Here is a 23,030-nt window from a genome sequence, read left to right as displayed (position 1 = left end):
ATCCGAGATCGGCCGGGAACTTAAAGGCAATGGTGACGCTGTCGCACCATCACTTCAGCGAGGATAGCGGCCGGCGAATGCCTGCTATGCCCGCTGCCTACGCCGAGTGGCCCGCCGGTTCATCCACCCGATGCGCTGATGCCGACAGGAGATTGGCCTGCCGCCAGCTCGCGGGCGGCGCTCCCACCAGACGACGAAACGCCCGGCTGAAGGCGGCTTCGGATTCGTAGCCGACGCGCGCACCGATTTCGGCGAGGCCGAGGGTGCTGTCACGAAGTTCCCGGCGCGCCAAATGCATCCGCCAGCCGGCGAGATATTGCATGGGTGTTTCGCCGACCAGCTCGACGAAGTGCTTGGCGAGTGCGGCACGCGACAGCCCGGCCTGGCGCGCCAGCTCCGCCACCGTCCAGGCCCGCGCCGGCTCTGCATGCAGCAGGTTCAGCGCGCGCCCGACATGTGGATCGGCAAGCCCCGCCAACCAGCCGCGTCGGCCCTCGCCGACCGAGGTCAGCAGCCAGCGCACGACCTCAGTGAACAGCAACTCCGACAAGCGCGCCAGCACCGCCCGGTTGCCTGGTCCGGGCTTGGCAGTCTCGCCGACCAGGTGATCGATCGACGCGGTCCACCATTGCGGATCCTGCTCAAGGACGATGGGCTCGGCGTATCGGCCGGTGTCGGTAAAGGTCTCGAGGCGGATCGTGCCGTCGCGAACACGCACGCAGGCGAGCGCGGGCATCGCGTCGAGCAGCGGGCCAAAACGCTGGTCCGAGTGCAGGAAGCCACAGACGAAGTGGCTCTCCTCGCCGCCGCCGCCATGACGCAGGACGGTGATCTGCTCCGGCACGGGCCGGTAGATGTCCTTGATCGGCACCGGCGTCACGCCCGGGCCGCTTGCCAGCACGTGCTGGGCGCCGCGCGCGAACACGAGCACGTCGCCAGCCTCGATGCCGATCGGCTCGACCTTGCCCCAGGACAGCCAGCACCGGCCGCCGGTCGCGATGTGGAAGGGAATGACGGCTTCCGCACCGGGCACCAGCCGCACGGTCAGCATTTCCGGCGGCGACGTGAGGATTGCCCAGGGTTCGGTGAACTCGGCACAGAAGTGGATGGCGCCGGACAACCGGACCACACGCAGAACGTCGGACAGGATGTCCATGCCGGGCCTCCCGAGCAGAAACCGCTCCGCGTTCGTGGCGGCTTGGCGTGCGGGCAATGACTCTGAGCGTCCCGGTCATGGTGTCAAGGCAACCGCGCCTCCAATCTCGAAGAGACCACAGTCACGAGGCGGCATGGACACGAGGCTGCAAAAGCGGGTGCAACGCTACGGCTGGGACAAGGCCGCGACGCATTATGAGCGTTCGTGGAAGGCCCAACTCGATCCCGCACAGACGGCCCTGCTCGACATGGCCGAGCTGGCGCCCGGCCAGCGGGTCCTCGACGTCGCCTGCGGCACGGGACTCGTCGCCCTTCGCGCCGCCTCCCTCGTCGCGCCCGGCGGCGAGGTCGCCGGCACGGACATCTCCGAGGAGATGGTCGCGATCGCGCGCGAGACCACCCGCGCCCTCGAGATCGACAATGTCGTCTTCGAACGCATGGATGCCGAAGAACTCGCGTTCGGTGACGACACCTTCACGACGGTGCTGTGCGCTCTTGGCCTGATGTACCTGCCCGATCCCGAGAGGGCCATTGCCGAGATGCACCGCGTCCTGCGGCCCGACGGCCTTGCAGTGTGCGCTGTGTGGGGCGAGCGCGCCAAATGTGGATGGTCCGAGATCTTTCCCATCGTCGACGCCCGAGTCCGGTCCGAGGTCTGTCCGTTGTTCTTTCACCTCGGCACGGGCGAGGTGCTGCGGCACGCGTTCCAGGTGGCGGGCTTCGGCGCAATTACCGTCCGGCGCCTGGAGACGTGGCTCCATTACGACAATGCAGAGGAAGCCTGCGGCGCGGCTTTTATCGGCGGCCCCGTCGCGCTGGCCTGCAGCCGCTTCTCCGAGCAGACCATGGCCGAAGCACAAGCGGAGTATCTCGCCTCTCTCGCGCCCTATCGGCAGGGCGAAGGGTACGACGTGCCCGGAGAGTTTGTCGTCGTTGCCGGAATCAAGTGAGAAGGAGATCGACCTTGTCCAATTTGCAAGCACGCGATGCCCTGGAACGAGCCCAGCGAGTCTTCCTCGACAAACCTGCGGCGGGCCGAAAGCCCAACGCGATGGCGACGGCGGTCTGGCATGACGGCCTGCGCTGCGAGATCGCCGGCCCCGGCAGCGAGCGCGCGATCACCGATATGCCGCAACCGATGGGCGGCCAGGGCGGCGGCGCCAACCCCGGCTGGCTGCTACGCGCTGGCATGGCGTCATGCACTGCCACCGTCATCGCCATGCGCGCCGCGCTGCTCGGCATCGAGCTGCGCACACTCGAGGTGAGCGTGGGGAGCGAGTCGGACGCGCGCGGCTTGGTCGGCATTCCAGAAGTATCGAGCGCGCTCGGCGACATGCGCATGGCCATCACGATCGGCGCCGACGGCATCGACGCTGCCCGGCTGCGCGAGCTGGCGGCCTGGGGCGAAGCGCACTCGCCGGTGAGTTGCACGCTTCGGGCGAGCCCGCCGATTGCCATCGAGATCTCGGTGGTCTGATACGCACCAGCATCAATGTTCAAAGGAGGGAAGCCATGAGGAGACTATCCATCGCGGGCCTGCTGCTGGCCGCCATCGTCCCGCTACAAGCGCTCGCCGCCGACGATCATCACATGACCGTCCAGGCCGATGGGCTGAAATGGACGGCGCCGGCCGCCTATGCGAAGGGCGCCCAGTTCGCCGTCCTCAAGGGCGATCCGACCAAGGAAGGCCTGTATGTCGTGCGGCTCAAGGTGCCGGCCGGCTTCAAGATCGCCGCCCATACCCATCCCAACGACGAGAACGTGACCGTGCTGTCGGGCAGCTTCAACATCGGCACCGGCGACAAGCTCGATGAGACGAAGGGCTCGCTGATCAAGGTAGGCGGCTACTCCTTTGTCGCCAAAGGAATGACCCACTACGCCTGGTTCACCGAAGAGACGGTGCTGCAGCTCCACGGCATGGGACCACAGGGCATCACCTACGTCGATCCGAACGACGATCCGCGCAAGGCGAAGTAACAGCACGCCGCGTTCACACAGCCCCTCGTCTGTCCTCTCCGCCGCGGCGCGCTCGGAGAGGACGTTCGAAGAAGAGATGAGCCGACCGTTCAGCCGGCGACGATGTAGGCCTTGAGCGCTTCTGTCTCGTGCCGGGTCTCTTCCAGGCGCGCCTTCACGACGTCGCCGATCGAAACCAAGCCAAGCAGTTCGCCACGACGCATCACGGGCAGGTGGCGGAAGCGACCACGGGTCATCAGCTCCATGACATGGTCGATCGAATCGTCGGGATCGCACCCGATGACCTCGCGCGTCATGACATGCCGCGCTTCGAGCTCCATCGCCGCCGCGCCGTGACTGGCAAAGGCACGCACGAGATCGCGCTCGGAAACAATGCCAGCGACGGCTTCATCGTCGAGCACCAAAACCGAACCAATACGCCGGAGGCTGAGCTGCTGGGCCACCTGACCGACCGAAGTTCCCGGCGTGACCGTGTGAACGAGGCCACCCTTTTGGGACAGGATATCGGAGACGAACATCGTTCCCCCTCTCTGACCGATGGATCTTCTAAACAAGGCAACGCAGTGGCGCGGAGAGAAGTTGCGGGCGATAAAGCCCCTCATGAACGACGCTCGATCCGCCCTCGTCCTTTTCTCCGGCGGTCAGGATTCCACCACGTGTCTGGCCTGGGCGCTAGAGCGATTTGCGCATGTCGAGACAGTGGCTTTCGACTATCGCCAGCGCCACCGAATCGAGCTGGATCAACGACTTGTGGTATTGGAGGAGGTCCGCCGCTCCTTTCCCCACTGGGCGGGCAAGCTCGGCCAGGACCATTTTATCGACATGGCCGTGCTGGGCCAGATCAGCGAGACCTCGCTGACCCGCGATGTTGCCTTTGCCATGGAGAAGGACGGGCTGCCCAACAGCTTCGTGCCGGGCCGCAACCTGCTGTTCTTCACCTTCGCGGCCGCCGTCGCCTGGCGGCGCGAAATCCGCAACCTCGTGGGCGGCATGTGCGAGACCGATTTCTCGGGCTACCCCGACTGCCGCGACAATACGGTGAAGGCGCTGCAGGTCGCGCTCAATCTCGGTATGGACCGCAGCTTCGTGCTGCACACGCCCCTGATGTGGCTGGACAAGGCCGAGACCTGGGGCCTGGCCAAGGAGCTGGGCGGGTCAACACTCGTCGACCTTATCCTCGAGCATACGCATACCTGTTACGACAGCGTACGCGGCCCGAGGAACGATTGGGGTTATGGCTGCGGCAAATGCCCCGCCTGCGCACTGCGCAAGCGGGGCTTCGAGGCATATCGAGAAGGTAGATCTTCGCTCTAGCCTCAGCGGCCGCCAGCGATGCGGCGGGCGTATTCGAGATACTCCGTCGATTTGGGCACCATCCGCTGAGCGTAGCGGCGTAGGGCTCCGTTGTCGCCATTCTGGGAATAGGCGCCGTATTGGTCGTGGGCCTGCGTCTGAATGGCAAGCTGAGCATTGGCATAGGCCGTGTCGAACTCAGGTCCAGTCAGCGAGTTCAGACGCTGCAGAACGGCGACTGTGTTCGGCGGATTGGAAGGATCCGGGGCATAAGAAACACCGGCTTCGGCGCGGGCCTTGACGAGGAACTGCGCGGCCTCGTTATGTTCAGCCACCATGCGCGTGGCATAGCCGCGGATGTTCTCGTTCGTCGACTTGGCCAATGCCAAGCGACCCGAAGCGATCTCGAAATCGTTGACGGTCTGGCAGAAACCGACGAACCGGGCATCTGGGAGGGCATCGACCGCGAGGACCGCCGTCGCATGGGCAGCGACTGGCACAGCAGCCAGAGCGAAGAGGACGGAACGGCGAGCGAGCATTTGGATCTCCATGGTGTGCGGGTGGAAAACGCTCGCCAAACGGTCGAGTTCCCTGCGCGTCCCAGACCTGCTAGGAGCGCCCGCATGAGTCCCGTCGCCCGGCGCAAAATCGAAGCCTTGGCCTATTTCCTGGGCTTTATCGCCTGTATCCCGCTCGCCAACTGGATGATCGGCCATGTCGGCACGGTCTGCATACCTCAAGGGCCGTGCCTGGTGCCGGTCGCACCGTGGGGGCCTGATGGTCACGCGCTGATGGCGCCGTCGGGTGTGCTGATGATCGGCCTGGCACTGGTCCTGCGCGACATGGTGCAGCGCCGTCTCGGCCGTGGCGTGGCGTTGGTCGCCATTGTCGCTGGCGCCGCGCTCTCGGGCGCGATCGCACCGCCGCAGCTCCTGGTGGCGTCGACAGCGGCGTTCCTGTTGTCGGAGCTCGCTGACTTTGCCGTCTACACCCCCCTGCAGTCGCGCGGCCTCGTGCTGGCCGTGCTGGCCAGCAGCATCGTCGGCCTGGTGGCCGACAGCATTCTCTTCCTGTGGCTGGCCTTCGGTAGTCTGGACTATCTGGCCGGCCAGATTCTGGGCAAGCTCTGGATGGTGCTGTTGGCGCTGCCGTTCATCCACTGGATCCGCAAACGCGAGCTCGCCGCATGAGCCTTCAACTCCTCTTTGCCGATGATCGCGTCGCCCTTTCGGGTCAGCTCAAGCCGGCCGATATGAAGGAGCTTGCCGCTGCGGGCTTCGTTGTCGTGATCAACAATCGGCCCGACGGCGAAGCGATGTTCGGCCAGCCACGCACCGCCGACCTCGACACGGCTGCCACGGCGGCCGGACTGAAGTTCCTCGACCTGCCTTTCTCAGGCCCGCGTGCCACGCCCGATCAGGTCCGCGCGTTCGCCGACCTGCTGGCGGAGGGTGACGGCAAGATCGTCGCCTTCTGCAAGAGCGGCATGCGCTCGGCCCTGCTGTGGGGCGCGGCATCGCTGGCCAACGGACGTTCCCTCGATGAAGTGCTCACCGGCGCACGCAGGGCCGGCCAGGAACTGAGCGGTGCGGCCGAGATCATGACCGCCCTCGCCCAGGCGGCGCGCGGCTGAACGGCCGAGCATCCGCGAGCCGCCGACCGAAAGGTTCGGCTTGCACCGCGCACGGCATCGCTTCTTAATCGCGCGTCCTTAAAAGAGATCGTTTGGGGGAATCTCATGTTCAAGTCGATTCTGGCCGTGTCCGAGGGCGGCCCCGATGCCGCGATGTCATTCCGGCTGGCCAGCCGGGTGGCCGACGCCTTCGACGGCACGGTCGATGCGCTGCACTTGCCCGTAGGTCCGGCCGGCGGCGCCGTCGGTGGTCTGGCGATGAGCGGCGAGGCGATGCCCCTGATCATGAATCTCGACGACGAGCGCCTCGAGGCCCGCGCCAAGGAATCCGAGCGCGCCTACAAGGAGGTGCTCGGCGCCAACAAGGGCGCGACCTATACCGCCGCCCAGACAGCGACGCTCGACACGCTGGTCGCAATGGGCCGTTGCTCGGACCTGCTGGTGCTCGGCCGCCCGGGTTCCGACCCGGAAAACGTGGCCCCGGCAACGGTCGAGGCCGCGATCCATGAATGCGCCCGTGCCGTCATGATCGCGCCCCCGACTGCCGGCACCGGTGGCTTCGGCTCGATCATCGTGGCGTGGAACGGAAGCTTCCAGGCGGCGCGCGCTGTCGAATACTCCCTGCCGTTCCTGCAGAAAGCTTCGAGCATCACCATCCTGGTGGTCGGCTCCAAGGCGGACGATGTCGGCGCCTCCTACCTCGCCCGCAATCTCGGCCGTCACGGCATCACCACGACAATCGACGCCATCGATCCCGGCGCCGTCTCAGGCCGCGCTCGCGGTCGCGCGCTGCTCGACTACACGCACGGCAAGGGTGCCGACCTCGTGGTGATGGGCGCCTACGGACGCGGCCAGGTCATGAGCTTCCTCGGCCTAGGCGGGGCCACCGGCAAGGTGATCTCCTCCTGCCGCGTGCCTCTCCTGATGGCGCACTAATTCTCTCGGACCGTCGGGCTCAGAGGCTGAGCCCGATCTTGTCCAGCATCGAGGCGAGACCCTCCTCGCGGTTGATCGCGTTATCGCGACAGTCGAGGAAGGTCACCTGTTCCGTCAGCACAAGACGCGTGCCGCCGGCTGACGGCGAGAATTCGACGGTCGTCAACGATACGGAAATTCCTTCCCCACGACTCGTCATGCCGTAGGCGTAGACGATGCGCTGTTCGGGAACGATATCGACATAGCGAGTCTCGGCGACGAAGCGCGGGTCACCCGCGGGTCCGAAACACTTCACCTCGCGCCCACCTTCTCGAAAGTCGAACGTCTGCTCGGCGATGATCCAGCGGCCAGGCACGTCCCATTTGGCGCGAGCCGCGGGCTCGGCCCAGGCAGCAAAGACCCGCACCGGAGCTGCCTTATAGACGCGCTCCAGGCGGATCGTGCCATACTCGACAGAACGAGTCGGGGAGGTCGCAGCCGTCACGCCGCTTGCGCCTCGCGTTCGAGCGCGGCTGCGAGATTGTCGAACAGGGCACGAGTGCCTTCTTCACGGGCGGCGAGATGATCGTGGCCGTCGAGAAAGACGATTTGCTCGGTATAGACGAGCTTGGTGCCCTTGCCGTCGACCTTGAACTCGGTCGTGCCCAGCGACACGGAGATGCGCGTCGTGTCCATGTGCATCTCGTAGCTCATCACGATGCGCTCGTTCGACACAATGTCCTGATAGAGGCCGCTGAAATAGTGCACCGCCTGGCCCGGTGGGCCGCCGCTTACACTCTCGCGGCCGCCCTCGCGGAAGTCGAGCTTGTGGTCCGAGCGCTCCCAATCTTCCGGTCCGACGAACCACTTCGCCTTGGATTTGGGATCGGAGTAGGCACGGAACACCTTTTCCCGCGACGCCGGAAAGCGCCGTTCGATGGTGAAGGTCGCATGGACCGCCGATCGCTTGGTCATGATGGTCTCCTTCAGGCAGCTTCGGCGTGCCGCAGCGCACGTTCGAGATTGTCGAGCCCGATTCGGGTGCCTTCCTCGCGGCCGGCGATGTCGTCGTAGCCGTCGAGGAACACACCCTGCTCGGTGAAGCGCATGCGCGTGCCGCCAGCTTCGGCAAAGAATTCGATGGTCGACAGCGAGACGGAGATGCGCCGTGCATCGAGATGCATGTCGTAAGAGAAGATAATGCGTTCGTCGGGCACGATGTCCCAATAAACCGCCTCGAAGATGTGCCGCGTGCCGCCGGCCGGACCGGTGATCGCGCGCTCGCGCCCGCCAACCCTGAAATCGAGTTCGTGCAGTTGAGGCTTCCAGGCCTCATCGCAATAGGCCCATCGCGCCTTGGCCTCGACGCTCGCCCAGGCGGCGAAGACGCGGGCCGGCTTGGCCGGGTAGTGCCGCTTGATGGTGAAGGTGGCCGGAATGGCGGATCGTTCGGTCATGTCTTCTTCCTCTGGCGCCGCGCGCCCGGTGCTGCTGGTGACGTCGCGGGTTCAGTGGCGATCTCCTCGGACGCGGTCTCGGCAAGAAACGCTCCCAGACGGTCGAACCGGCGTTCCCAGCTTGCGCGCCGTTCGCCCAGCCAGCGCTCGGCGGCGGTGAACATCTGCGGCTCGATCCGGCAAGTCCGGACGCGGCCGACCTTTTGGGAGCGGACAAGACCGCTCGCTTCCAGGACCGCGAGGTGCTGCACGACCGCCGACAGGGTCATGTCGAGCGGTCGGGCAAGTTCGCTGACCGAGGCCGGCCCTTGGCTCAGTCGCTCGACCATCACCCGCCGGGTCGGATCGGCCAGGGCCTGGAACGCAAGATCGAGAGGAGCCGGCGTCGCCGCCTGATAGTTAAGCATTAACTTAAGTATCAGGATGGGCGGAAATCGGCAAGAGATTTGGGCTTCTTGTTAGGGGCAGGCGCCGGCGGCTTGGGTCAGGACTTGGGCGTCGCTGCAGGCGGAGCAGGCATTGCTGTAGGTCTGGCGGCTGCCGTCTCGGCGCGTACCGCAGGCCGGCCGGTAATCCTGGGTGCACATCTGCGGCCTCGGATCGGCACAGGGGCCGCCGGCGACCGGCATGGATTCCGGGGCGAGTTCGCCGCGGGTCAGGCGGAACAGGAAGGGTTGCGGGCGATACTCGCTCAGCACGCCGAGCATGGAGATCTTGGAGCCAACCGCCGGCAACGGGCTGAGCGGCCGCGCCATGACGATCTCGAGTTCCACGACGTTGCCCGTCTGCGCCTCTTCCGTGATCGCGGCCTCGATGCGGTCGGGGGTTGCGGTGAGCACTTTCAGCGGCACCTTGAGCCGCCCACCCGCCTGCTGCTTGTCGTTAATTGCCTTCCACACTTTCTCGGCCGCCGCCTTGTTGGCGGGGCTGATGTCGCGATGGCGCAGCACCAGCGCCCATTCAGCGAAGGAGAGTGACGCCGGATCGTTGTCTTCGAGAAGCTGCAGCGCCTGTTCCGGCGGCGTCATGGCGCGCGGGATCGACTTCTTGAAATTGTCAGGCGGCGCCTTTTCACCCGCAACGACGCGTTGGACGATCTGATTCCAGCCCTGTTCATTGCCGCGATAGGTGCGATAGCGCGAGCGTACATAGCGGTCGATGTCCTGCGCCGCTGAATCGTTCTTTGCCGCTTTGGCAATCGCAATCGCGCGCGCACCGTACCAGAAGCCCAACGCATCGACCGGCATGTCCTCGAGCTGCGCCACCGAGAACTGGTAGACGTCCTGCAGATTCGTAGGATCAGCCGCGACGGCCAGACGGTAATACTTGCGCGCCTTCTCGTAGTCCTTGGCCTGGAGGGCGGCAAAACCCAGCACGCCATTGAACACGCCGGCGAGCTGGTCCTTCACACGGGCGAAGCCTGCATCGTCGAGCAGCGGTGGCTTCTGCCATTTCGGCAGCACGGCAAGGCCGCGTTCCGCAGCGGCGACGGCCGGCGGCAGCGCCGCCGCTTCACCGCTCGACGCCTTGAGGCGGCCGACATAGGCGCTATTGGCCAGCGCACGAACGTTGTCGGGATCGATCTGCAACAACCGTGCGCCCAGCACGTCGGCCTTGGCGGGCTGACTGGCCGCATGCCAGGCTGCGATCGCCTGCTCGTAGGCGTCGATGCGCAGGACGCTGCCAGGATACCAGGCGATGAACACCTCCATCGCCGAGGCGCGCCTCGACGGGTCCTGGGTATTCAGCGCGGCCATGTAGTTATCGTATTCAGCGGGGTTGCTGAAGCTGCCGCGTTGCATCTGGCCTTGCTGCTGCGTCGGCGCGGGCGTTTGCGCCGCCACGTCGAAAGACGCCGCGGTGCACGCCGCTACGAGCACGATAGCCAACCAACGCAACGCCGCCATTCCTTGCTCCTCTTTCTTCACGCATCGTGACAGCGCCACTACAGCGCCGGGCCCGGGGAAATACCGTGACCCTTCAGTTGAATTAAGGCAGTGTTTGGACGTTAGGTTCGAGTGAGGGCGAAGACAATGAAAGACCGACGTTCGACGGCCTGGATACTGGCCGTTACGGGCCTTGCGGTTGCCTTCTCCATGACGGCTTTTGCCCAGCAGGGCGCCCCACCTCCAGCTGTGCTGGTGCAGGCCGCAGCCGAGCGTCCGATCGCCGACCAGGCCGAATTCATCGGCCGAGCTGCTGCCGTCGACAAAGTCGAGCTGCGGGCACGGGTAAAGGGCTTCCTCGGCCCCCGCAAGTTCAACGACGGTGACCAAGTTAAGGCAGACCAGGTCGTCTTCACCATCGAGCCTGAGACCTACCAGGCTGCGGTCGACCAAAAGATCGCCCAGCGCGATGCCGCCACCGCGGCGCTCACCAATGCCGACCTGGCCCTACGGCGCGCCGCTGAGTTGCTGCGCACCAACACCGGCACCCAGGCAACCTATGATCAACGTCTGTCCGAGCAGCTCCAGGCCAAGGCCCAGCTCGAGGATGCTAAGGCGCAGCTCCGCGACGCCGAGATCCAGCTCTCGTATACCCAGATCAAGTCGCCAATCGATGGCCGCATCGGCCGGGCGGTAGTTTCGCCTGGTAACCTTGTCAGCCCCGATTCGGGTGTACTCGCCACGGTGGTGAGTGAGCGCCCGATCCGCGTGCTCTTCCCCGTGACCCAGCGCGAGCTGCTTGATGCCCGACGCGGTGCCGGCCCAGCCGGCGGCGCCAGCGGCGAAGGTATCGTCGCATTGCTGCGACTGGCCGACGGCAGCCTCTATAACGAGAAGGGTAAGATCGACTTTCTCGACGTCACCGTCGACGCAAAGACAGACACCCAGCTCGCTCGCGCCGTGTTCGACAATAAGGACGGGCTCCTGACCGACGGTCAGACCGTGCGGGTTGTCATCGAGGGCGAGAAACCACCAGTAGCGCTCGTCGTGCCACAGGCCGCGATCGCGCAGGACCAGGGCGGCGCCTATCTGTTCGTCGTCAACGACAAGAACGTGGCCGAGCAGCGGCGTGTGAAGACCGGCGTGTCGCGCGATGGCCTGGTCGCCATCCTCGACGGCCTCAAGGCTGGCGAAAAGGTGATCGTGCAGGGCCAGCAGCGGGTCCGCCCGGGCATGGTCGTCAATCCAAGTGCCGCCCCGCCAACAGTCCAGAAACAGTAAGCCGAGAGACGCCAGACCATGACGATCTCGTCGCTGTTCATCCGCCGCCCGCGGCTGGCTTTCGTCATCTCGACGGTCATCACGATCGCTGGTGTCATCGCCATGACGGCGCTGCCAGTGGCGCAGTTCCCGGACATCGTGCCGCCGCAGGTCACGGTCAACGCCACCTACCCCGGCGCTTCGGCACAGGCGGTCGAAGAGAGCGTGGCCCAGGTGATCGAGGCGCAGGTCAACGGCGTCGAGCGCATGCTCTACATGAAATCGACCTCGGGTGGCGACGGCAGCTATCAGCTCACCGTCAGCTTCGAAGTCGGTTCCGATCCTGATCTCAATACGGTCAACGTCACTAACCGCGTGAACCAGGGCATCGCGCTGCTGCCTCCGGAAGTGCAGCGCAACGGTGTCACCACACGTAAGCAATCCTCGGCCCTGCTGCAGGTCATCGCCGTTTATTCGCCGAAAGGCAGCCGCGACGGCCTGTTCCTCTCCAATTTCGCAACCATCAACCTGCTCGACACGCTGCGGCGCGTGCCGGGCGTCGGCAACGCCTCGTTGTTCGGTGCGCTCGACTACTCGATGCGCGTCTGGCTCAACATGGAGCGCATGGCCAGCCTCAACATCACGCCCGACGACGTGGTGAAGGCCGTGCAGGCGCAGAACGTCCAGGCCGCGGTCGGCCTGGTCGGCGCGGCGCCGTTGATGAGCGATGTCGACTTCCAGCTCAACATCACCACGCAGGGCCGCCTGACCACGATCGAGGAATTCGAGAATATCGTGGTCCGCGCACAGTCCGACGGCGCGCTGGTCAGGATCAAGGACGTCGCCAGGGTCGAGCTGGGCGCCAAGAACAGCGATTCGATCGGCCGCTACAACGGCAATCCCGCGTCAGGCATCCAGATCTTCCAGCTTCCCGGCGCCAATGCGCTCGCCACCGCCGAGGGCGTGCGCAAGGCGATGAAGGAGCTGGAGCCGCGCTTTCCCGACGATGTCGCCTACGATGTGATGTACGACACGACGGTGTTTGTGAAGGCCACCATCGAGAGCGTGATCCACACTCTGATCGAGGCCTTCGTGCTGGTCGCGATCGTCGTCTTCGTCTTCCTGGGCAACCTGCGCGCCACCATCATCCCCATCGTCGCCGTGCCTGTGGCCCTGATCGGCACGTTCGCCGTCATGTTGGCCTTCGGCTTTTCGGCCAACACCATCTCGCTGTTGGCGCTGGTGCTGGCGATCGGCATCGTGGTCGACGACGCTATCGTCGTGGTCGAGGCCGTCGAGCACATATTGGAGCACGAGCCCAACCTCACGGTGGCCGAGGCGACCGAAAAGGCCATGGGCCAGGTCACCGGGCCGATCATCGCCATCACCTTGGTGCTGCTCTCGGTCTTCATCCCGACCGCCTTCATTCCCGGCATTGCCGGCCAGCTCTATTCGCAGTTCGCCGTCGCCGTCTCGGTCTCGATGGTGATCTCTGCGATCAACGCGCTGACCCTCTCACCCGCCCTTTGCTCGCTGATTCTGCGCCACAAGAAGAAGCCGACCGGCGTCATCGCCTGGATGCAGAACGGCATCGACAAGACGCGCGACGGCTATGTCCGCGTCGTCACACCGCTGGCGCGGCGCGGCATCGTGGCCTTGCTGCTGGTGGGCGGCTTCGTGGTCGCCACCGGCGGCATCGGTTCGATGGTACCTTCGGGCTTCCTGCCGGACGAGGACCAGGGCGCCTTCATGGCCGAAATTCAGCTCCCTGACGCTGCTTCGACCAACCGCACCTTGGGCGCCGTCGACCAGGTCGAGAAGACCATCCAAGGCAAGCCATGGCTGCAGAGCATGTTCACCGTCTCGGGCTACAGCCTGCTCGACGGGCTGGCGTTGCCCAATCGCGCCCTCGTGGTCGTGGCCCTGAAGCCTTTCGATCAGCGTAAGGAAGCCGATCTCTCGGTATTCAGCGCCCTCAAGGAGTTGAACATCGCCTTCAGCCAGATCGCAGCGGCCAATGTCTTCGCCTTCAACCTGCCACCGATCATGGGTCTCGGAAATTCTTCGGGCTTCGAATTCCAGCTCCAGACCCTGACCGGTGCGCCGCCTACCGAACTGGCAGCCGTGGCACGTGGCATGATGGTGGCGGCGCAACAGGTGCCGGAACTCGCCAGCGTGTTCACGACCTATGGTGCCTCGACGCCGCAGATCAATCTCAAGCTCGACCGCGAACGCGCTCAGGCTTTGGGCGTCAGCATCGCCGACATCTTCTCGGCCCTGCAGACCTCGATGGGCGGCACCTACACCAACGACTTCAACCTGTTCGGCCGGACCTGGCAGGTGAAGGTCCAGGCCGAGGCGTCGGACCGCAAGACGGTTAACGACGTATTCCGCGTGCGCGTCCGCTCCTCGAGTGGCGAACTGGTGCCGCTGCAAGCCGTCGCCAACCTGGAGATGGTGACCGCACCCTCTTCGATCGTGCGCTACAACAATCTGCGCTCGGTGACGCTGAATGGCGCCCCTGCGCCCGGCTTCTCGTCGGGTCAGGCAATCGCCGCCATGGAGAATCTCGCCAAGACGACCCTGCCCACGGGCTATGGCTACGAATGGACCGGCACGGCGCTTCAGGAAAAGGCCGCCAGCGGCCAAACGGGCTTCATCCTGGGCCTGGCCGTGGTCTTCGCCTACCTCTTCCTGGTCGGCCTCTATGAAAGCACCGCCATCCCGGTCGCTGCCCTCCTGTCGGTGACGGTCGGCCTGTTCGGCGCAATGACGGCACTGTTCATCGCGGGGCTCGACAACAACATCTATGCCCAGATCGGAATCGTGGTGCTGATCGCGCTGGCCGCCAAGAACGCCATCCTGATCATCGAGTTCGCCATGGCCGAACGTGAGAAGGGGGCCGATGTCGTGACCGCGGCCACCGCGGCGGCAGGCCTGCGCTTCCGTGCGGTGATGATGACGTCCTTCGCCTTCATCCTCGGCCTCGTGCCGCTGGTGATCGCGTCCGGCGCCGGTGCTGCCACACAGCGTGCCGTGGGCACGGCCGTGTTCGGCGGCATGATCGCCGCCGCCTGCCTCGGCATCTTCGTGATCCCCGGCCTCTACGTCGCGCTCCAGCGCGGCCGCGAGAAGATCAAGGGGATGATCGGCAAGGCTTGAGCGACTGGCGGCGCTAGGCCGCCAAGTCGAAGTCGGTGAGATCGGGTGCCTGCATTTCGGCGCGGAAGCGGTCGAAGCTCCAGGGCCAGAGCGCGGGATTGCCGTTGCGGTCGAGGTACCAGCTCTTGCAACCGGTCACCCAGACGGTGCCCTTCATGGCCTCGCGTAGCGCGGCATTGAAACGCTGCGTGGCCGCCTTAGAGGGCGCCACGGCGCGGCATTTGCCGTCCAGCACCAGGTCGACGAGCTGCAAGACATAAGCGAGCTGCAGCTCGGAGATCAGGATCACCGAGAAGTTGCCGATCGGGCTGTTGGGCCCCACCAGCATGAAGAAGTTCGGAAAGCCCGGCGCCGCCACCGAACGATAGGCCTCGTTGGCATGAGCCCAGGCGTCGACAAGTCTCAGTCCGCCCTCGCCGATCACGTCGATCGGGCGCAGGAACGCGTGACCATCGAAGCCGGTTGCCAGCACCAGTACATCGAGCTCATGCAGGACGCCGTCCTTGGTGCGTACACCTGATGCCTCGATGCGTTCGATGCCATCGGTGATCAGTTCGACGTTCGGCTTCTGCATCGCCGGATAGAAGGTATCCGACATGATCAGCCGCTTGCAGGCCGCACGATAATTGGGAGTGAGCCGCCGCCGGAGCTCAGGATCGCCCACATTCTCTTCGAGATTGATACGACAGGCGGCTTCGATCTTGTGCAGCTCGTCCTGATCGCCGATCACGGCGCGCGCGAACGTGTCGACGAAGCGCGCCGACCAGAAATCGTAGGATTGCTGCAGGCTCTGCGGCGAGGCGAGATACATCGCCTTCTCGTCGTCGCTGTAGGGTGGATTGGCGAGCGGCAGCACCCACTGAGCGGTGCGTTGGAACAGCGTCAGCTTCGACACGCGGTCGGCCAGCGCGGGCACGATCTGGATCGCTGTCGAGCCCGTGCCGATGATGCCGACTCGCTTGCCATCGAGTGGTGCCGAGTGATCCCAGCGCGCCGAATGAAAGCAGGCGCCTTTGAAGTCACCGAGGCCCGGAATATCGGGCGTGGCGGGATGGTGTAGTACGCCGGTCGCGGAGATCACGAAGTCGACGATGTCGGTAGCGCCGCCCTTGATCGTCAGATGCCAACGGCCGTCGCGATACTCGGCACGCTCGATTTCACTGTTGAAGCGGAAATGCCGATCGAGGCCATACTTCCTGGCCACGCCTTCGAAGTAGCCCTGAATCTCGGCGCCCGGCGAAAAGCGATGCGACCAGTCACCCTTCAGTTCGAAGGAGTAGGCGTAGACATGGCTCGGCACGTCGCACGACAGGCCGGGATAGGTATTGTCACGCCAGGTGCCACCCAATCGCGCGGCCTTCTCATAGATCGCGAAGTCCTCGATGCCGCGCTCTTTGAGCTTGATGGCCGTCAGGATGCCCGACATGCCAGCCCCGATGATCGCGAAACGCTTACCCACCGTTCTGTCCTCCGCACTCAGTATCTGAAAGGCCATCCCGAAGGCCTCGTCGCACCGCGCGAACACCGGCCACCGCGCCGAGAGCGGACCAATCGGACACGATCGGTATTGCGCGAGGCCTAGTCGCCGTTGGGCGTCTTCTGCCGGGGATGGATGTAGTCCTTGAAGTCGTCGAAGCCCTTCCAGGCGGGCTCCGGCGGCGCATAGTCGGGCCGCGGTGCATACTTGGAAGCCTCCGCCGTTCCTGGCGTCATGATGTAGCGCGGGCAGTTGGGAAAGATCGCCCGCGCTTTCACGCGTACCAGGAGCTGCGCACCGGCAAAGCGCTGCATCAGCGGATCGTCGCGGCTCACATTCGCCTCGCCGTTCACCCGCACTCGGCGCGGCTTCTCGCCCATGTCGATAAAGAGCAGGCCGACATTGGGGTTGGCCACGATATTGCCGAGGCTCTTGAACATGCCGTTGCCGTCGTAGTCGGGAAAGGCGAGTTCGCTGGGACCGATCACCTGCACGAAGCCCGGCATGCCGCCCTTGAAGGAACAATCGGGCTGACCGCGATCGTCGGATGTCGCGAGGAAGAAGAACATCGCACCTTCGATGAACGCGCGATCGCTCGCCGTGAATTCAACGTGCGTCAGCTTTTCGACCAACCGGTCGGCAATGCGGCGGCTGTCGAACTGGTCCTGCAGGCGGCGATTGCCATCGTGGAACATCGTGCTTTCAGTCATTGATGCGCACCTTGAGATCGGAATCGCGCAGAGTCGTGTCCTGGCCCGGGGGTGCAATGCGCACGGCATCCTCGAGGGTTGCCGTCTGGCGCCATTCCTCGGCCGGCCGCGACCGGTCATCGGAGCCGATCTGATCGACGCCCCAATAGAGTTCGAGATGATGGCCATCGGGATCGAGGAATTCGACCGAGACCTGACAGCCGGCGCGGCGGCGGCCTTCGTAGACCAGCTTGGCGCCATGCGCCTTGAGGTGATCGCGGGCGCGGAACACCTCGTCGAGCGTTGCCAGTTCGAAGGCGAGATGATGCAGGCTCTTTGGCCCCTCTCCTCCCTCGCCGCGGCCGCCGACCAGGGCCAGACAGTGATGGTCGCCGTTGCAGCGCAGGAAGACCATGCCGCCCGGCATCATCGCGCCGGGATAGACGTCCGACACCTTGAAGCCCAGCACCTCCGTATAGAAGTGCTTGGAGCGTTCCAGGTCGGCGACATAGACGACGGCGTGACCGAGCTTCTGGACCTTGAACGGCAGACCTTGGGGCATGGGACCCTCCTAGAGGCGTAGCACCCGCGGCGATTTGAGCAACGCAGCCGCGCTCGCCGTCATCTTAGCACCACCCTTCACCGCCGCCTCGGCCTTTGCCTCGGCCGCGCGCACCTCGCCCAGCCGCTTGACGGTGGCGTCGAGGATGGCCTGCGGTACCACGACGACGCCATCGCCATCACCCACGATCACATCGCCTGAACTCACCGGCACGCCGCCGATCGTCACCGGCAGGCCGACACTCCCCGGCCCGTTCTTGGCCGGTGAATTGGGGACGATCCCGGCGCAAAAGAGCGGCAGGCCAGCCGCTACGATGCCGACACGGTCGCGCGCCAGACCATCGGTGACGAGGGCAGCAAGGCCGGCATTCTTCATCATGCCGGCCACCAGATCGCCGACCAGCGCGGTCAGCCGATAGGAATCGTTGGCGCACATGATGACGTCGCCCGGCTGAGCGATCTCCATGGCGCCGAACAGCGCGAGATTGTCGGCGGGGTACGCATGACATGTCACGGCAACGCCTGCGAACGAGGCGTTCTCCGGATCGCAGGGCTTGATGGTCCAGTCGAGCGCACCGCGACCATCCATGGCGTCGACGAGATGCGATGTCTGTGCACCCTTCAATGCCGCGACCTTGGCAGGATCGGGCCGTTGAAAGCCGGCCTTGATCGTGAGCAGAGGCGGATCGTCGAGCATGGGCTACCTTTCTGTCTTGGGCTCGGCCATCATGCGCCGAACGACACACGAGGGGGAAGAACGCATGGCGAAATCGCCGAACAGGCTATCGGCCAGCGAAGCTGTACGTCGTATGGCCGAGAAGCGGCTCAAGGCGCGCGATCTGGTCGAGGCCTGCCTCGATCGCATCGAAGCCCGCGAGGGTCAGGTCCATGCCTGGGAAGCGCTCGACCCCGAAGGCGCCCGCAAGCGCGCCGACCAGTTGGACAAGCGTGCGCGTCCGGTCGGACCCCTGCACGGCATTCCGCTGGCGGTGAAGGACATCATCTCGACGAAGACGATGCCCACCACCTGCGGCTCGCCAATCTATCGCGATCATGTCGTGGGCAAGGATGCCGCTTGCGTCAGCCAGCTCACCGCGGCCGGTGCCATCGTGCTCGGCAAGTCGGTGACCACCGAGTTCGCAGGCGGTCATGCCGGCAAGACGCACAACCCGCATAACCTCCGCCATACGCCGGCTGGCTCCTCTTCCGGCTCGGCCGCGGCTGTCGCCGACTTCATGTCCCCGATCGGCTACGGCACACAGACTGCAGGCTCGGTGATCCGCCCCGGCGCCTTCAATGGCGTGGTGGCCTACAAGGGCACCTACGGCTGGGCCGACATGACCGGCGTGAAAACCTACGCCAGGAGCCTCGATACCCTGGGTTTCTTCACCCGCGAGGCGAACGACCTGGCGCTGATCCGCGCCGCCTATGGCCATGCGCCGGCCGATCCCCCCGCGAGAGGCCAAGCGCCGCGCATCGGTCTGGTCCGAACGCCTTGGTGGGACGAGGCCGATCCCTACAACAGGAAGAACATCGAGGAAGCGGCCCGCGTGCTGCGCGCTGCCGGCGCCAAAGTGCGTGAATGGCAGGCGCCGGAGGCGTGGACTGCTCTCGTGCCGGCACAGAACCGCATCATGACCAAGGAAGCGACGCAGTCCTATGCCAAGGAACGCGCCCGATTCTCGCACCTCTTTTCGCCCATCATGAAGGGCGTGATGATCGATGGCGATGCCGTGAACCGGCGGCAATACGCCGATGCCAAGAAGCGCAAGCGCATCGCTGTCGGTCAACTTTCCGATGCGTGGGAAAAGTTCGACCTGCTGCTGACACCCGCGGCCAAGGGCGAAGCACCGTCGGGCCTCGGCAACACCGGCGATCCGCTCTTCAACCGTTTCTGGACCCTGCTGGGCACACCGTGCATCACCCTGCCCTTCAACACGGGGCCGTTCGGCCTGCCGCTGTCGGTGCAGCTCGTGGGCAAGCACGGCAGCGATGACCAGCTCATCGCCTGGGCACGCTGGGCCGAAGCACAACTCTCATGACCGTTCAGCTTGGCATGATCGGCTATGGCGCCATCGGCAAGCATGTCGAGGCGGCGCTGAAGGCTGGCAATATCGAGAACCTGAAGCTCGTGGCCGCGCTGGTGAAACGGCCGCGCAACGAAGGTCTGCTGACCCACGAACCCGATCGCTTCTTCACCCACAAGTTCGACGCCGTCGCCGAATGCGCCGGACACGAGGCGGTGCGCACCTATGGCCAGAGGGTGCTGGAAAGCGGCGCGGATTTTCTGGTGACGTCCGTCGGTGCTTTCACCGACACCACTCTGTTTGAGCGCCTGCTGGCCGCTGCCAAGGCGAATGGCCGCAAGCTCATCCTGCCCTCAGGTGGGATCGGCGCGCTCGATATCCTGAGCAGTGCGGCCGTCGGTGGACTCGATAGCGTCACCGTCACGGTGCGCAAGGACCCATCGGCCTGGAAGGGCACGATCGCGGAAACTCTAGTCGACCTCGACGGGCTGAAGGCGCCGTACACCGTATTCGATGGCCCGGTGCGCGAGGGCGCACGCCTTTATCCGCAGAACGTCAATATCTCGGCGGCTGCCGCCCTCGCAGGACTCGGCCTCGACAAGACGCGAGTCGTGATCGTGGCCGATCCCGGCATCACCACACACATCGTCGAACTGGAAGCCAAGGGCGCGTTCGGCCGCTTCACTTTCATGGAAGACGTGACGGTCAGCGAGGAGAACCGCAAGACCGGCAAGCTGGTCGCCATGGCGATGGTGAAGTCGGTGCGCCAGCTTGCTTCGACTTTGGTGGTGGCGGCCTAGGAGGCGACCATGGACGAGTTCGACTATGTCATCGTCGGTGCAGGCGCGGCGGGCTGCGTGCTGGCCAACCGGCTCTCCGTCTCGGGCAAGCACAGCGTCGTGGTGATCGAGGCTGGCGGCAAAGACAACCATATCTGGATCAAGGTTCCTGCCGGCTTCAACAAGACCGTCTACAACGACAAGCTCAACTGGGGCTACGAGACTGCGCCCGGCCCGCACATCGATGGCCGAAAGATCAAGTTTCCGCGTGGAAAAGTGTTGGGCGGCTCGGGCTCGATCAACGGCCATCTCTATGTGCGTGGCCAGGCTGCCGACTACGACACCTGGGCGCAGCTCGGCTGCCGCGGCTGGTCATGGACCGACGTGTTGCCCTACTTCAAGCGCGCCGAATCACGCGTGGGCGGCAGCGACGAAGTGCGCGGGCGTGATGGACCACTCGTCATCGAGGACCAGCGCGATCCGCATGTCCTGTCGGATGCCTTCATGGCGGCCAACGAGACACTCGGCCTCAAGCGCACGCCCGACTACAACAGCGGCGACCAGGAAGGCACGCTCCTCTACCAAAACATGATGAAGAACGGCCGGCGTTGGAGTCCGGTCGACGCCTATCTCAAGTCGGCGATGAAACGCCCAAACGTGCGCGTTATTACCCACGCCCTGGTCGAACGGGTCGACCTCGACGGAAAGCGGGCCACGGGCATCACCTATCGCCAGAACGGAGAGACGAAACAGGTCCGCGCTCGACGCGACGTCATCCTGGCAGGTGGCGCGATCAACACGCCGCAGCTCCTGCAACTCTCGGGCATCGGCAATACCGACGACCTCGCCGCGATCGGCGTTGCGGTGAAGCACGCCCTGCCTGGCGTCGGCCGCAACTTCCGAGACCACTATGCCGTCCGGGTCTCGGCGCTGGTGAAAGGTGCTGGCTCGCTTAACGAACGCAGCCGGGGCCTCAGGCTCGTGGGCGAGGTCCTGCGCTACGCTGCCACTCGGAAAGGCCTGCTGACCACGGCGCCAAGCCATGCCGGCGGCTATCTCAGGACGCGGCCGGGACTTGAGACACCCGACATGCAGCTCTACTTCGCGCCCGCGAGTTATGGCGGTGGCCGTTACGGCACCACCATGCTCGACACCGTACCCGGCATGACCCTGGGCGCCGCGCAGCTACGTCCCGAGAGCACCGGCCACGTGAAAGCGCTGACCGCCGACCCGACGGCCAAGCCCGAGATCCAGCCGAACTATCTCGCGGACCAGATCGACCGCGATGCGTTGCTCGCGGCGATGAAGTACCTGCGCAAGCTTCTGGCTACCCCACCGTTGGCCGACTATGTGATCCGCGAGAACTTTCCCGGCCCCGACGTGAAGACCGACGAGCAATGGATGGCGCATGCTCGTGCCACCGGCTCGACGACCTATCACCCGGTTGGCACGGCCAAGATCGGCACCGATCCTATGGCGGTGGTCGATCCTGCGTCTATGCGCGTCATCGGTCTGCAGGGCCTGCGTGTGGCCGACGCCTCGTGCATGCCGACGATGGTCTCGGGCAACACCTACGCCGCGACCAACGTGATCGCGGAGAAGGCATCGGACCTCATTCCTCAGACGTAACCTGGGCCTTCGATCACGGGGTTGGCGATCAGGAACTTCTCGTCGATCTCGACGCCGATACCGGGCTTGTCGAGCGGACGCACGCAACCATCTGCGCCGATCTTCCAGGGCTCGCTGCCCAGCTCATCGCGGAACTTGTTGGCAACAGAGAGATCGGCCTCGAAGTAGCCGCCATTGTCGATCGACGCCAGAAAGTGGATCGAGACGGCATGGTTCAGGCCGGTCATCGAACTGTGCGGATGGATCGGCAGCTTCCACATGGAGGCCGCCGCCGCAATGCGTTGCACTTCGGTAACGCCGCCGCTCTTGGAAAGATCGGGCTGCAGGACGGTGATGTTGCCGTCCTCAATCAGCCGATGGAACTCGAAGCGCGTGTAGTGATTCTCGCCGGCCGCCAGCGGTGTGCGGCCCCAGCCCTTGGCCATGGCATAGGAGCGATGGTCGTGCGCCGGAAACGGCTCCTCCAGCCACGCGATGCCGAGTTCGTCCATCGCCGGCATCACGCGGCGTACGTCTTCCGGCGTGTAGCCGGTGTTGGCGTCGGTCAGCAGCACGATGTCGTCGCCGAAGCGACGGCGCACGGCCGTCATGCGGGCGATATCGGCCTTCACCGTGTCGCCCACGCGTAGCTTCAACGCCTTGTAGCCGGCCTCGACCATTGGTGCGGCTTCATCGGCCAGCGCCTCAGGCGCCTGATAGCCCAGCGCAATACCGCCGGCATAAGCCTTCACCGGCCGGTTGCTGCCGCCCAGCAGCTTGTAGAGCGGCCAGCCCACGGCCTTGCCCTTGATGTCCCACAGCGCCTGGTCGAGGCCGCTCATCGCCATCGAGGTCGCGGCCCCCATGCCGTGGCTGCCGAGTTGGAATTTGTAGATCTTGGCCCAGATGCCGACCGTATCCGTGGCATCCATGCCCACCACGAAGCCCTTGAGCGTCGTGTTGATCAGATGGCCGATGCTACCCGGCGACCGTGCATGGTGGCTCTCGCCCCAGCCCACGATGCCGTCTTCGGTTGTCACCTTCACCATCACGCAGTCGCGCTTGGTCATGGTGCCGATGCCCAACGACACCTGCCGCTCCGGCGGCACGCGAAAACTGGTCGGGTAGGCCTTTACGTCGACGATCTTCAT

General features: G+C 65.0%; 25 protein-coding genes. 12 read left to right on the top strand and 13 right to left on the bottom strand.

The genetic code is table 11. The annotated features are described in order from the left end of the window. Nucleotides 1-97: 97 nt before the first annotated feature. On the bottom strand, nucleotides 98-1,156 hold the full coding sequence (locus EPO50_RS12755; RefSeq protein ID WP_296344532.1) for an AraC family transcriptional regulator: 1,059 nt from the start codon (nucleotides 1,154-1,156) through the stop codon (nucleotides 98-100). A 133-nt stretch (nucleotides 1,157-1,289) separates the two neighbouring features. On the opposite strand from EPO50_RS12755, the gene EPO50_RS12750 reads away from it, so the two are divergent. The 3 genes from EPO50_RS12750 to EPO50_RS12740 are packed head-to-tail and all read left to right on the top strand — an operon-like array spanning nucleotide 1,290 to nucleotide 3,132. Then, nucleotides 1,290-2,105 (top strand): methyltransferase domain-containing protein, encoded by an 816-nt coding sequence (locus EPO50_RS12750; RefSeq protein WP_296344530.1) that lies wholly within the window; start codon nucleotides 1,290-1,292, stop codon nucleotides 2,103-2,105. 14 nt (nucleotides 2,106-2,119) lie between these two features. Continuing rightward, nucleotides 2,120-2,632, top strand: a complete 513-nt coding sequence (locus EPO50_RS12745) for an OsmC family protein (RefSeq protein ID WP_296344528.1) — start codon at nucleotides 2,120-2,122, stop codon at nucleotides 2,630-2,632. Between the two features lie 35 nt (nucleotides 2,633-2,667). After that, entirely contained in the window at nucleotides 2,668-3,132 is a 465-nt protein-coding gene (locus EPO50_RS12740; RefSeq protein WP_296344526.1) for a cupin domain-containing protein, read from the top strand. An 89-nt stretch (nucleotides 3,133-3,221) separates the two neighbouring features. On the opposite strand, the gene EPO50_RS12735 is transcribed toward EPO50_RS12740, so the two are convergent. Continuing rightward, complete coding sequence (locus tag EPO50_RS12735; protein WP_296344525.1) at nucleotides 3,222-3,650, bottom strand: CBS domain-containing protein; 429 nt, start codon at nucleotides 3,648-3,650, stop codon at nucleotides 3,222-3,224. A gap of 82 nt (nucleotides 3,651-3,732) precedes the next feature. Between EPO50_RS12735 and queC the strand changes: the two genes are divergently transcribed. Continuing rightward, nucleotides 3,733-4,446: a 7-cyano-7-deazaguanine synthase QueC gene (gene queC / locus EPO50_RS12730; RefSeq protein ID WP_296344523.1), complete on the top strand. Its 714-nt coding sequence runs from the start codon at nucleotides 3,733-3,735 to the stop codon at nucleotides 4,444-4,446. Between the two features lie 2 nt (nucleotides 4,447-4,448). On the opposite strand, the gene EPO50_RS12725 is transcribed toward queC, so the two are convergent. Beyond that, nucleotides 4,449-4,964, bottom strand: a complete 516-nt coding sequence (locus EPO50_RS12725; protein ID WP_296344521.1) for a DUF4142 domain-containing protein — start codon at nucleotides 4,962-4,964, stop codon at nucleotides 4,449-4,451. 84 nt (nucleotides 4,965-5,048) lie between these two features. Here EPO50_RS12725 and EPO50_RS12720 point away from each other — a divergent pair, with 84 nt between their 5' ends. The 3 genes from EPO50_RS12720 (at nucleotide 5,049) to EPO50_RS12710 (ending at nucleotide 6,994) form a co-directional block, all read left to right on the top strand. Beyond that, nucleotides 5,049-5,615, top strand: coding sequence for a VUT family protein (locus EPO50_RS12720; RefSeq protein WP_296344520.1), 567 nt, complete (start codon nucleotides 5,049-5,051; stop codon nucleotides 5,613-5,615). Then, complete coding sequence (locus EPO50_RS12715) at nucleotides 5,612-6,058, top strand: TIGR01244 family sulfur transferase (RefSeq protein ID WP_296344518.1); 447 nt, start codon at nucleotides 5,612-5,614, stop codon at nucleotides 6,056-6,058. The genes EPO50_RS12720 and EPO50_RS12715 overlap by 4 nt, the downstream gene beginning before the upstream one ends. A 105-nt stretch (nucleotides 6,059-6,163) precedes the next feature. Beyond that, complete coding sequence (locus EPO50_RS12710; protein ID WP_296344515.1) at nucleotides 6,164-6,994, top strand: universal stress protein; 831 nt, start codon at nucleotides 6,164-6,166, stop codon at nucleotides 6,992-6,994. Between the two features lie 19 nt (nucleotides 6,995-7,013). Here EPO50_RS12710 and EPO50_RS12705 read toward each other — a convergent pair whose 3' ends face one another. The 5 genes from EPO50_RS12705 to EPO50_RS12685 are packed head-to-tail and all read right to left on the bottom strand — an operon-like array spanning nucleotide 7,014 to nucleotide 10,337. Continuing rightward, nucleotides 7,014-7,478, bottom strand: coding sequence for an SRPBCC domain-containing protein (locus EPO50_RS12705; RefSeq protein WP_296344513.1), 465 nt, complete (start codon nucleotides 7,476-7,478; stop codon nucleotides 7,014-7,016). Then, complete coding sequence (locus tag EPO50_RS12700) at nucleotides 7,475-7,948, bottom strand: SRPBCC family protein (RefSeq protein ID WP_296344511.1); 474 nt, start codon at nucleotides 7,946-7,948, stop codon at nucleotides 7,475-7,477. The genes EPO50_RS12705 and EPO50_RS12700 overlap by 4 nt, the downstream gene beginning before the upstream one ends. Nucleotides 7,949-7,959: 11 nt before the next feature. Further along, the gene (locus tag EPO50_RS12695; protein ID WP_296344510.1) at nucleotides 7,960-8,430 is read right to left on the bottom strand and encodes an SRPBCC family protein; all 471 of its coding nucleotides are present in this window, start codon (nucleotides 8,428-8,430) and stop codon (nucleotides 7,960-7,962) included. After that, nucleotides 8,427-8,837 (bottom strand): metalloregulator ArsR/SmtB family transcription factor, encoded by a 411-nt coding sequence (locus tag EPO50_RS12690; protein WP_296344507.1) that lies wholly within the window; start codon nucleotides 8,835-8,837, stop codon nucleotides 8,427-8,429. Before EPO50_RS12690 ends, EPO50_RS12695 begins: the two co-directional genes overlap by 4 nt. Nucleotides 8,838-8,888: 51 nt before the next feature. Then, the gene (locus EPO50_RS12685) at nucleotides 8,889-10,337 is read right to left on the bottom strand and encodes a hypothetical protein (RefSeq protein ID WP_296344505.1); all 1,449 of its coding nucleotides are present in this window, start codon (nucleotides 10,335-10,337) and stop codon (nucleotides 8,889-8,891) included. Between the two features lie 126 nt (nucleotides 10,338-10,463). On the opposite strand from EPO50_RS12685, the gene EPO50_RS12680 reads away from it, so the two are divergent. Together EPO50_RS12680 and EPO50_RS12675 are read left to right on the top strand one after the other, a co-directional pair. Next, a complete protein-coding gene (locus tag EPO50_RS12680) occupies nucleotides 10,464-11,597 on the top strand; it encodes an efflux RND transporter periplasmic adaptor subunit (RefSeq protein ID WP_296344503.1) in 1,134 nt (377 codons plus the stop codon). Between the two features lie 18 nt (nucleotides 11,598-11,615). Beyond that, the gene (locus EPO50_RS12675; RefSeq protein WP_296344501.1) at nucleotides 11,616-14,738 is read left to right on the top strand and encodes an efflux RND transporter permease subunit; all 3,123 of its coding nucleotides are present in this window, start codon (nucleotides 11,616-11,618) and stop codon (nucleotides 14,736-14,738) included. Nucleotides 14,739-14,751: 13 nt separating this feature from the next. Here the strand turns inward: EPO50_RS12675 and EPO50_RS12670 are convergent, their stop codons facing one another. The 4 genes from EPO50_RS12670 to EPO50_RS12655 all read right to left on the bottom strand — a co-directional run bounded on the left by EPO50_RS12670 (nucleotide 14,752) and on the right by EPO50_RS12655 (nucleotide 18,162). Further along, nucleotides 14,752-16,197, bottom strand: a complete 1,446-nt coding sequence (locus tag EPO50_RS12670) for an NAD(P)/FAD-dependent oxidoreductase (protein ID WP_296344499.1) — start codon at nucleotides 16,195-16,197, stop codon at nucleotides 14,752-14,754. A 119-nt stretch (nucleotides 16,198-16,316) separates the two neighbouring features. Continuing rightward, nucleotides 16,317-16,925 carry a pyridoxamine 5'-phosphate oxidase family protein gene (locus EPO50_RS12665; protein ID WP_296344498.1) on the bottom strand — a complete coding sequence of 203 codons (609 nt, stop codon included), beginning with the start codon at nucleotides 16,923-16,925 and terminating at the stop codon, nucleotides 16,317-16,319. Next, entirely contained in the window at nucleotides 16,918-17,466 is a 549-nt protein-coding gene (locus EPO50_RS12660; protein ID WP_296344496.1) for a VOC family protein, read from the bottom strand. The genes EPO50_RS12665 and EPO50_RS12660 overlap by 8 nt, the downstream gene beginning before the upstream one ends. Nucleotides 17,467-17,475: 9 nt before the next feature. After that, nucleotides 17,476-18,162, bottom strand: a complete 687-nt coding sequence (locus EPO50_RS12655; protein WP_296344494.1) for an RraA family protein — start codon at nucleotides 18,160-18,162, stop codon at nucleotides 17,476-17,478. A 64-nt stretch (nucleotides 18,163-18,226) separates the two neighbouring features. Here EPO50_RS12655 and EPO50_RS12650 point away from each other — a divergent pair, with 64 nt between their 5' ends. Genes EPO50_RS12650 through EPO50_RS12640 form a run of 3 tightly spaced genes read left to right on the top strand, consistent with a single transcriptional unit; the run spans nucleotide 18,227 to nucleotide 21,900 of the window. Beyond that, complete coding sequence (locus EPO50_RS12650) at nucleotides 18,227-19,507, top strand: amidase (protein ID WP_296344492.1); 1,281 nt, start codon at nucleotides 18,227-18,229, stop codon at nucleotides 19,505-19,507. After that, nucleotides 19,504-20,292, top strand: a complete 789-nt coding sequence (locus tag EPO50_RS12645; protein ID WP_296344490.1) for an aspartate dehydrogenase — start codon at nucleotides 19,504-19,506, stop codon at nucleotides 20,290-20,292. Before EPO50_RS12650 ends, EPO50_RS12645 begins: the two co-directional genes overlap by 4 nt. 9 nt (nucleotides 20,293-20,301) lie before the next feature. Continuing rightward, a complete protein-coding gene (locus EPO50_RS12640) occupies nucleotides 20,302-21,900 on the top strand; it encodes a GMC family oxidoreductase (protein WP_296344489.1) in 1,599 nt (532 codons plus the stop codon). Here EPO50_RS12640 and EPO50_RS12635 read toward each other — a convergent pair. After that, nucleotides 21,891-23,030, bottom strand: coding sequence for a mandelate racemase/muconate lactonizing enzyme family protein (locus tag EPO50_RS12635; protein ID WP_296344487.1), 1,140 nt, complete (start codon nucleotides 23,028-23,030; stop codon nucleotides 21,891-21,893). The two genes, EPO50_RS12640 and EPO50_RS12635, sit on opposite strands and share 10 nt — an antisense overlap.

This window comes from Reyranella sp. (assembly GCF_004297405.1).
Lineage (GTDB): Bacteria > Pseudomonadota > Alphaproteobacteria > Reyranellales > Reyranellaceae > Reyranella.
The sequence above is the reverse complement of the archived record's forward strand: the minus strand, read 5'-3'. Positions and strand labels throughout refer to the sequence as shown.

What these genes read in the sequence shown, in the direction of transcription:
- EPO50_RS12755 (WP_296344532.1), bottom strand. Translation starts at nt 1,156, where the DNA reads ATGGACATCCTGTCCGACGTTCTGCGTGTGGTCCGGTTGTCCGGCGCC.
- EPO50_RS12750 (WP_296344530.1), top strand. Translation starts at nt 1,290, where the DNA reads ATGGACACGAGGCTGCAAAAGCGGGTGCAACGCTACGGCTGGGACAAG.
- EPO50_RS12740 (WP_296344526.1), top strand. Translation starts at nt 2,668, where the DNA reads ATGAGGAGACTATCCATCGCGGGCCTGCTGCTGGCCGCCATCGTCCCG.
- EPO50_RS12735 (WP_296344525.1), bottom strand. Translation starts at nt 3,650, where the DNA reads ATGTTCGTCTCCGATATCCTGTCCCAAAAGGGTGGCCTCGTTCACACG.
- queC (WP_296344523.1), top strand. Translation starts at nt 3,733, where the DNA reads ATGAACGACGCTCGATCCGCCCTCGTCCTTTTCTCCGGCGGTCAGGAT.
- EPO50_RS12725 (WP_296344521.1), bottom strand. Translation starts at nt 4,964, where the DNA reads ATGCTCGCTCGCCGTTCCGTCCTCTTCGCTCTGGCTGCTGTGCCAGTC.
- EPO50_RS12720 (WP_296344520.1), top strand. Translation starts at nt 5,049, where the DNA reads ATGAGTCCCGTCGCCCGGCGCAAAATCGAAGCCTTGGCCTATTTCCTG.
- EPO50_RS12715 (WP_296344518.1), top strand. Translation starts at nt 5,612, where the DNA reads ATGAGCCTTCAACTCCTCTTTGCCGATGATCGCGTCGCCCTTTCGGGT.
- EPO50_RS12710 (WP_296344515.1), top strand. Translation starts at nt 6,164, where the DNA reads ATGTTCAAGTCGATTCTGGCCGTGTCCGAGGGCGGCCCCGATGCCGCG.
- EPO50_RS12700 (WP_296344511.1), bottom strand. Translation starts at nt 7,948, where the DNA reads ATGACCAAGCGATCGGCGGTCCATGCGACCTTCACCATCGAACGGCGC.
- EPO50_RS12695 (WP_296344510.1), bottom strand. Translation starts at nt 8,430, where the DNA reads ATGACCGAACGATCCGCCATTCCGGCCACCTTCACCATCAAGCGGCAC.
- EPO50_RS12690 (WP_296344507.1), bottom strand. Translation starts at nt 8,837, where the DNA reads ATGCTTAACTATCAGGCGGCGACGCCGGCTCCTCTCGATCTTGCGTTC.
- EPO50_RS12685 (WP_296344505.1), bottom strand. Translation starts at nt 10,337, where the DNA reads ATGGCGGCGTTGCGTTGGTTGGCTATCGTGCTCGTAGCGGCGTGCACC.
- EPO50_RS12680 (WP_296344503.1), top strand. Translation starts at nt 10,464, where the DNA reads ATGAAAGACCGACGTTCGACGGCCTGGATACTGGCCGTTACGGGCCTT.
- EPO50_RS12675 (WP_296344501.1), top strand. Translation starts at nt 11,616, where the DNA reads ATGACGATCTCGTCGCTGTTCATCCGCCGCCCGCGGCTGGCTTTCGTC.
- EPO50_RS12665 (WP_296344498.1), bottom strand. Translation starts at nt 16,925, where the DNA reads ATGACTGAAAGCACGATGTTCCACGATGGCAATCGCCGCCTGCAGGAC.
- EPO50_RS12660 (WP_296344496.1), bottom strand. Translation starts at nt 17,466, where the DNA reads ATGCCCCAAGGTCTGCCGTTCAAGGTCCAGAAGCTCGGTCACGCCGTC.
- EPO50_RS12655 (WP_296344494.1), bottom strand. Translation starts at nt 18,162, where the DNA reads ATGCTCGACGATCCGCCTCTGCTCACGATCAAGGCCGGCTTTCAACGG.
- EPO50_RS12650 (WP_296344492.1), top strand. Translation starts at nt 18,227, where the DNA reads ATGGCGAAATCGCCGAACAGGCTATCGGCCAGCGAAGCTGTACGTCGT.
- EPO50_RS12645 (WP_296344490.1), top strand. Translation starts at nt 19,504, where the DNA reads ATGACCGTTCAGCTTGGCATGATCGGCTATGGCGCCATCGGCAAGCAT.
- EPO50_RS12640 (WP_296344489.1), top strand. Translation starts at nt 20,302, where the DNA reads ATGGACGAGTTCGACTATGTCATCGTCGGTGCAGGCGCGGCGGGCTGC.
- EPO50_RS12635 (WP_296344487.1), bottom strand. Translation starts at nt 23,030, where the DNA reads ATGAAGATCGTCGACGTAAAGGCCTACCCGACCAGTTTTCGCGTGCCG.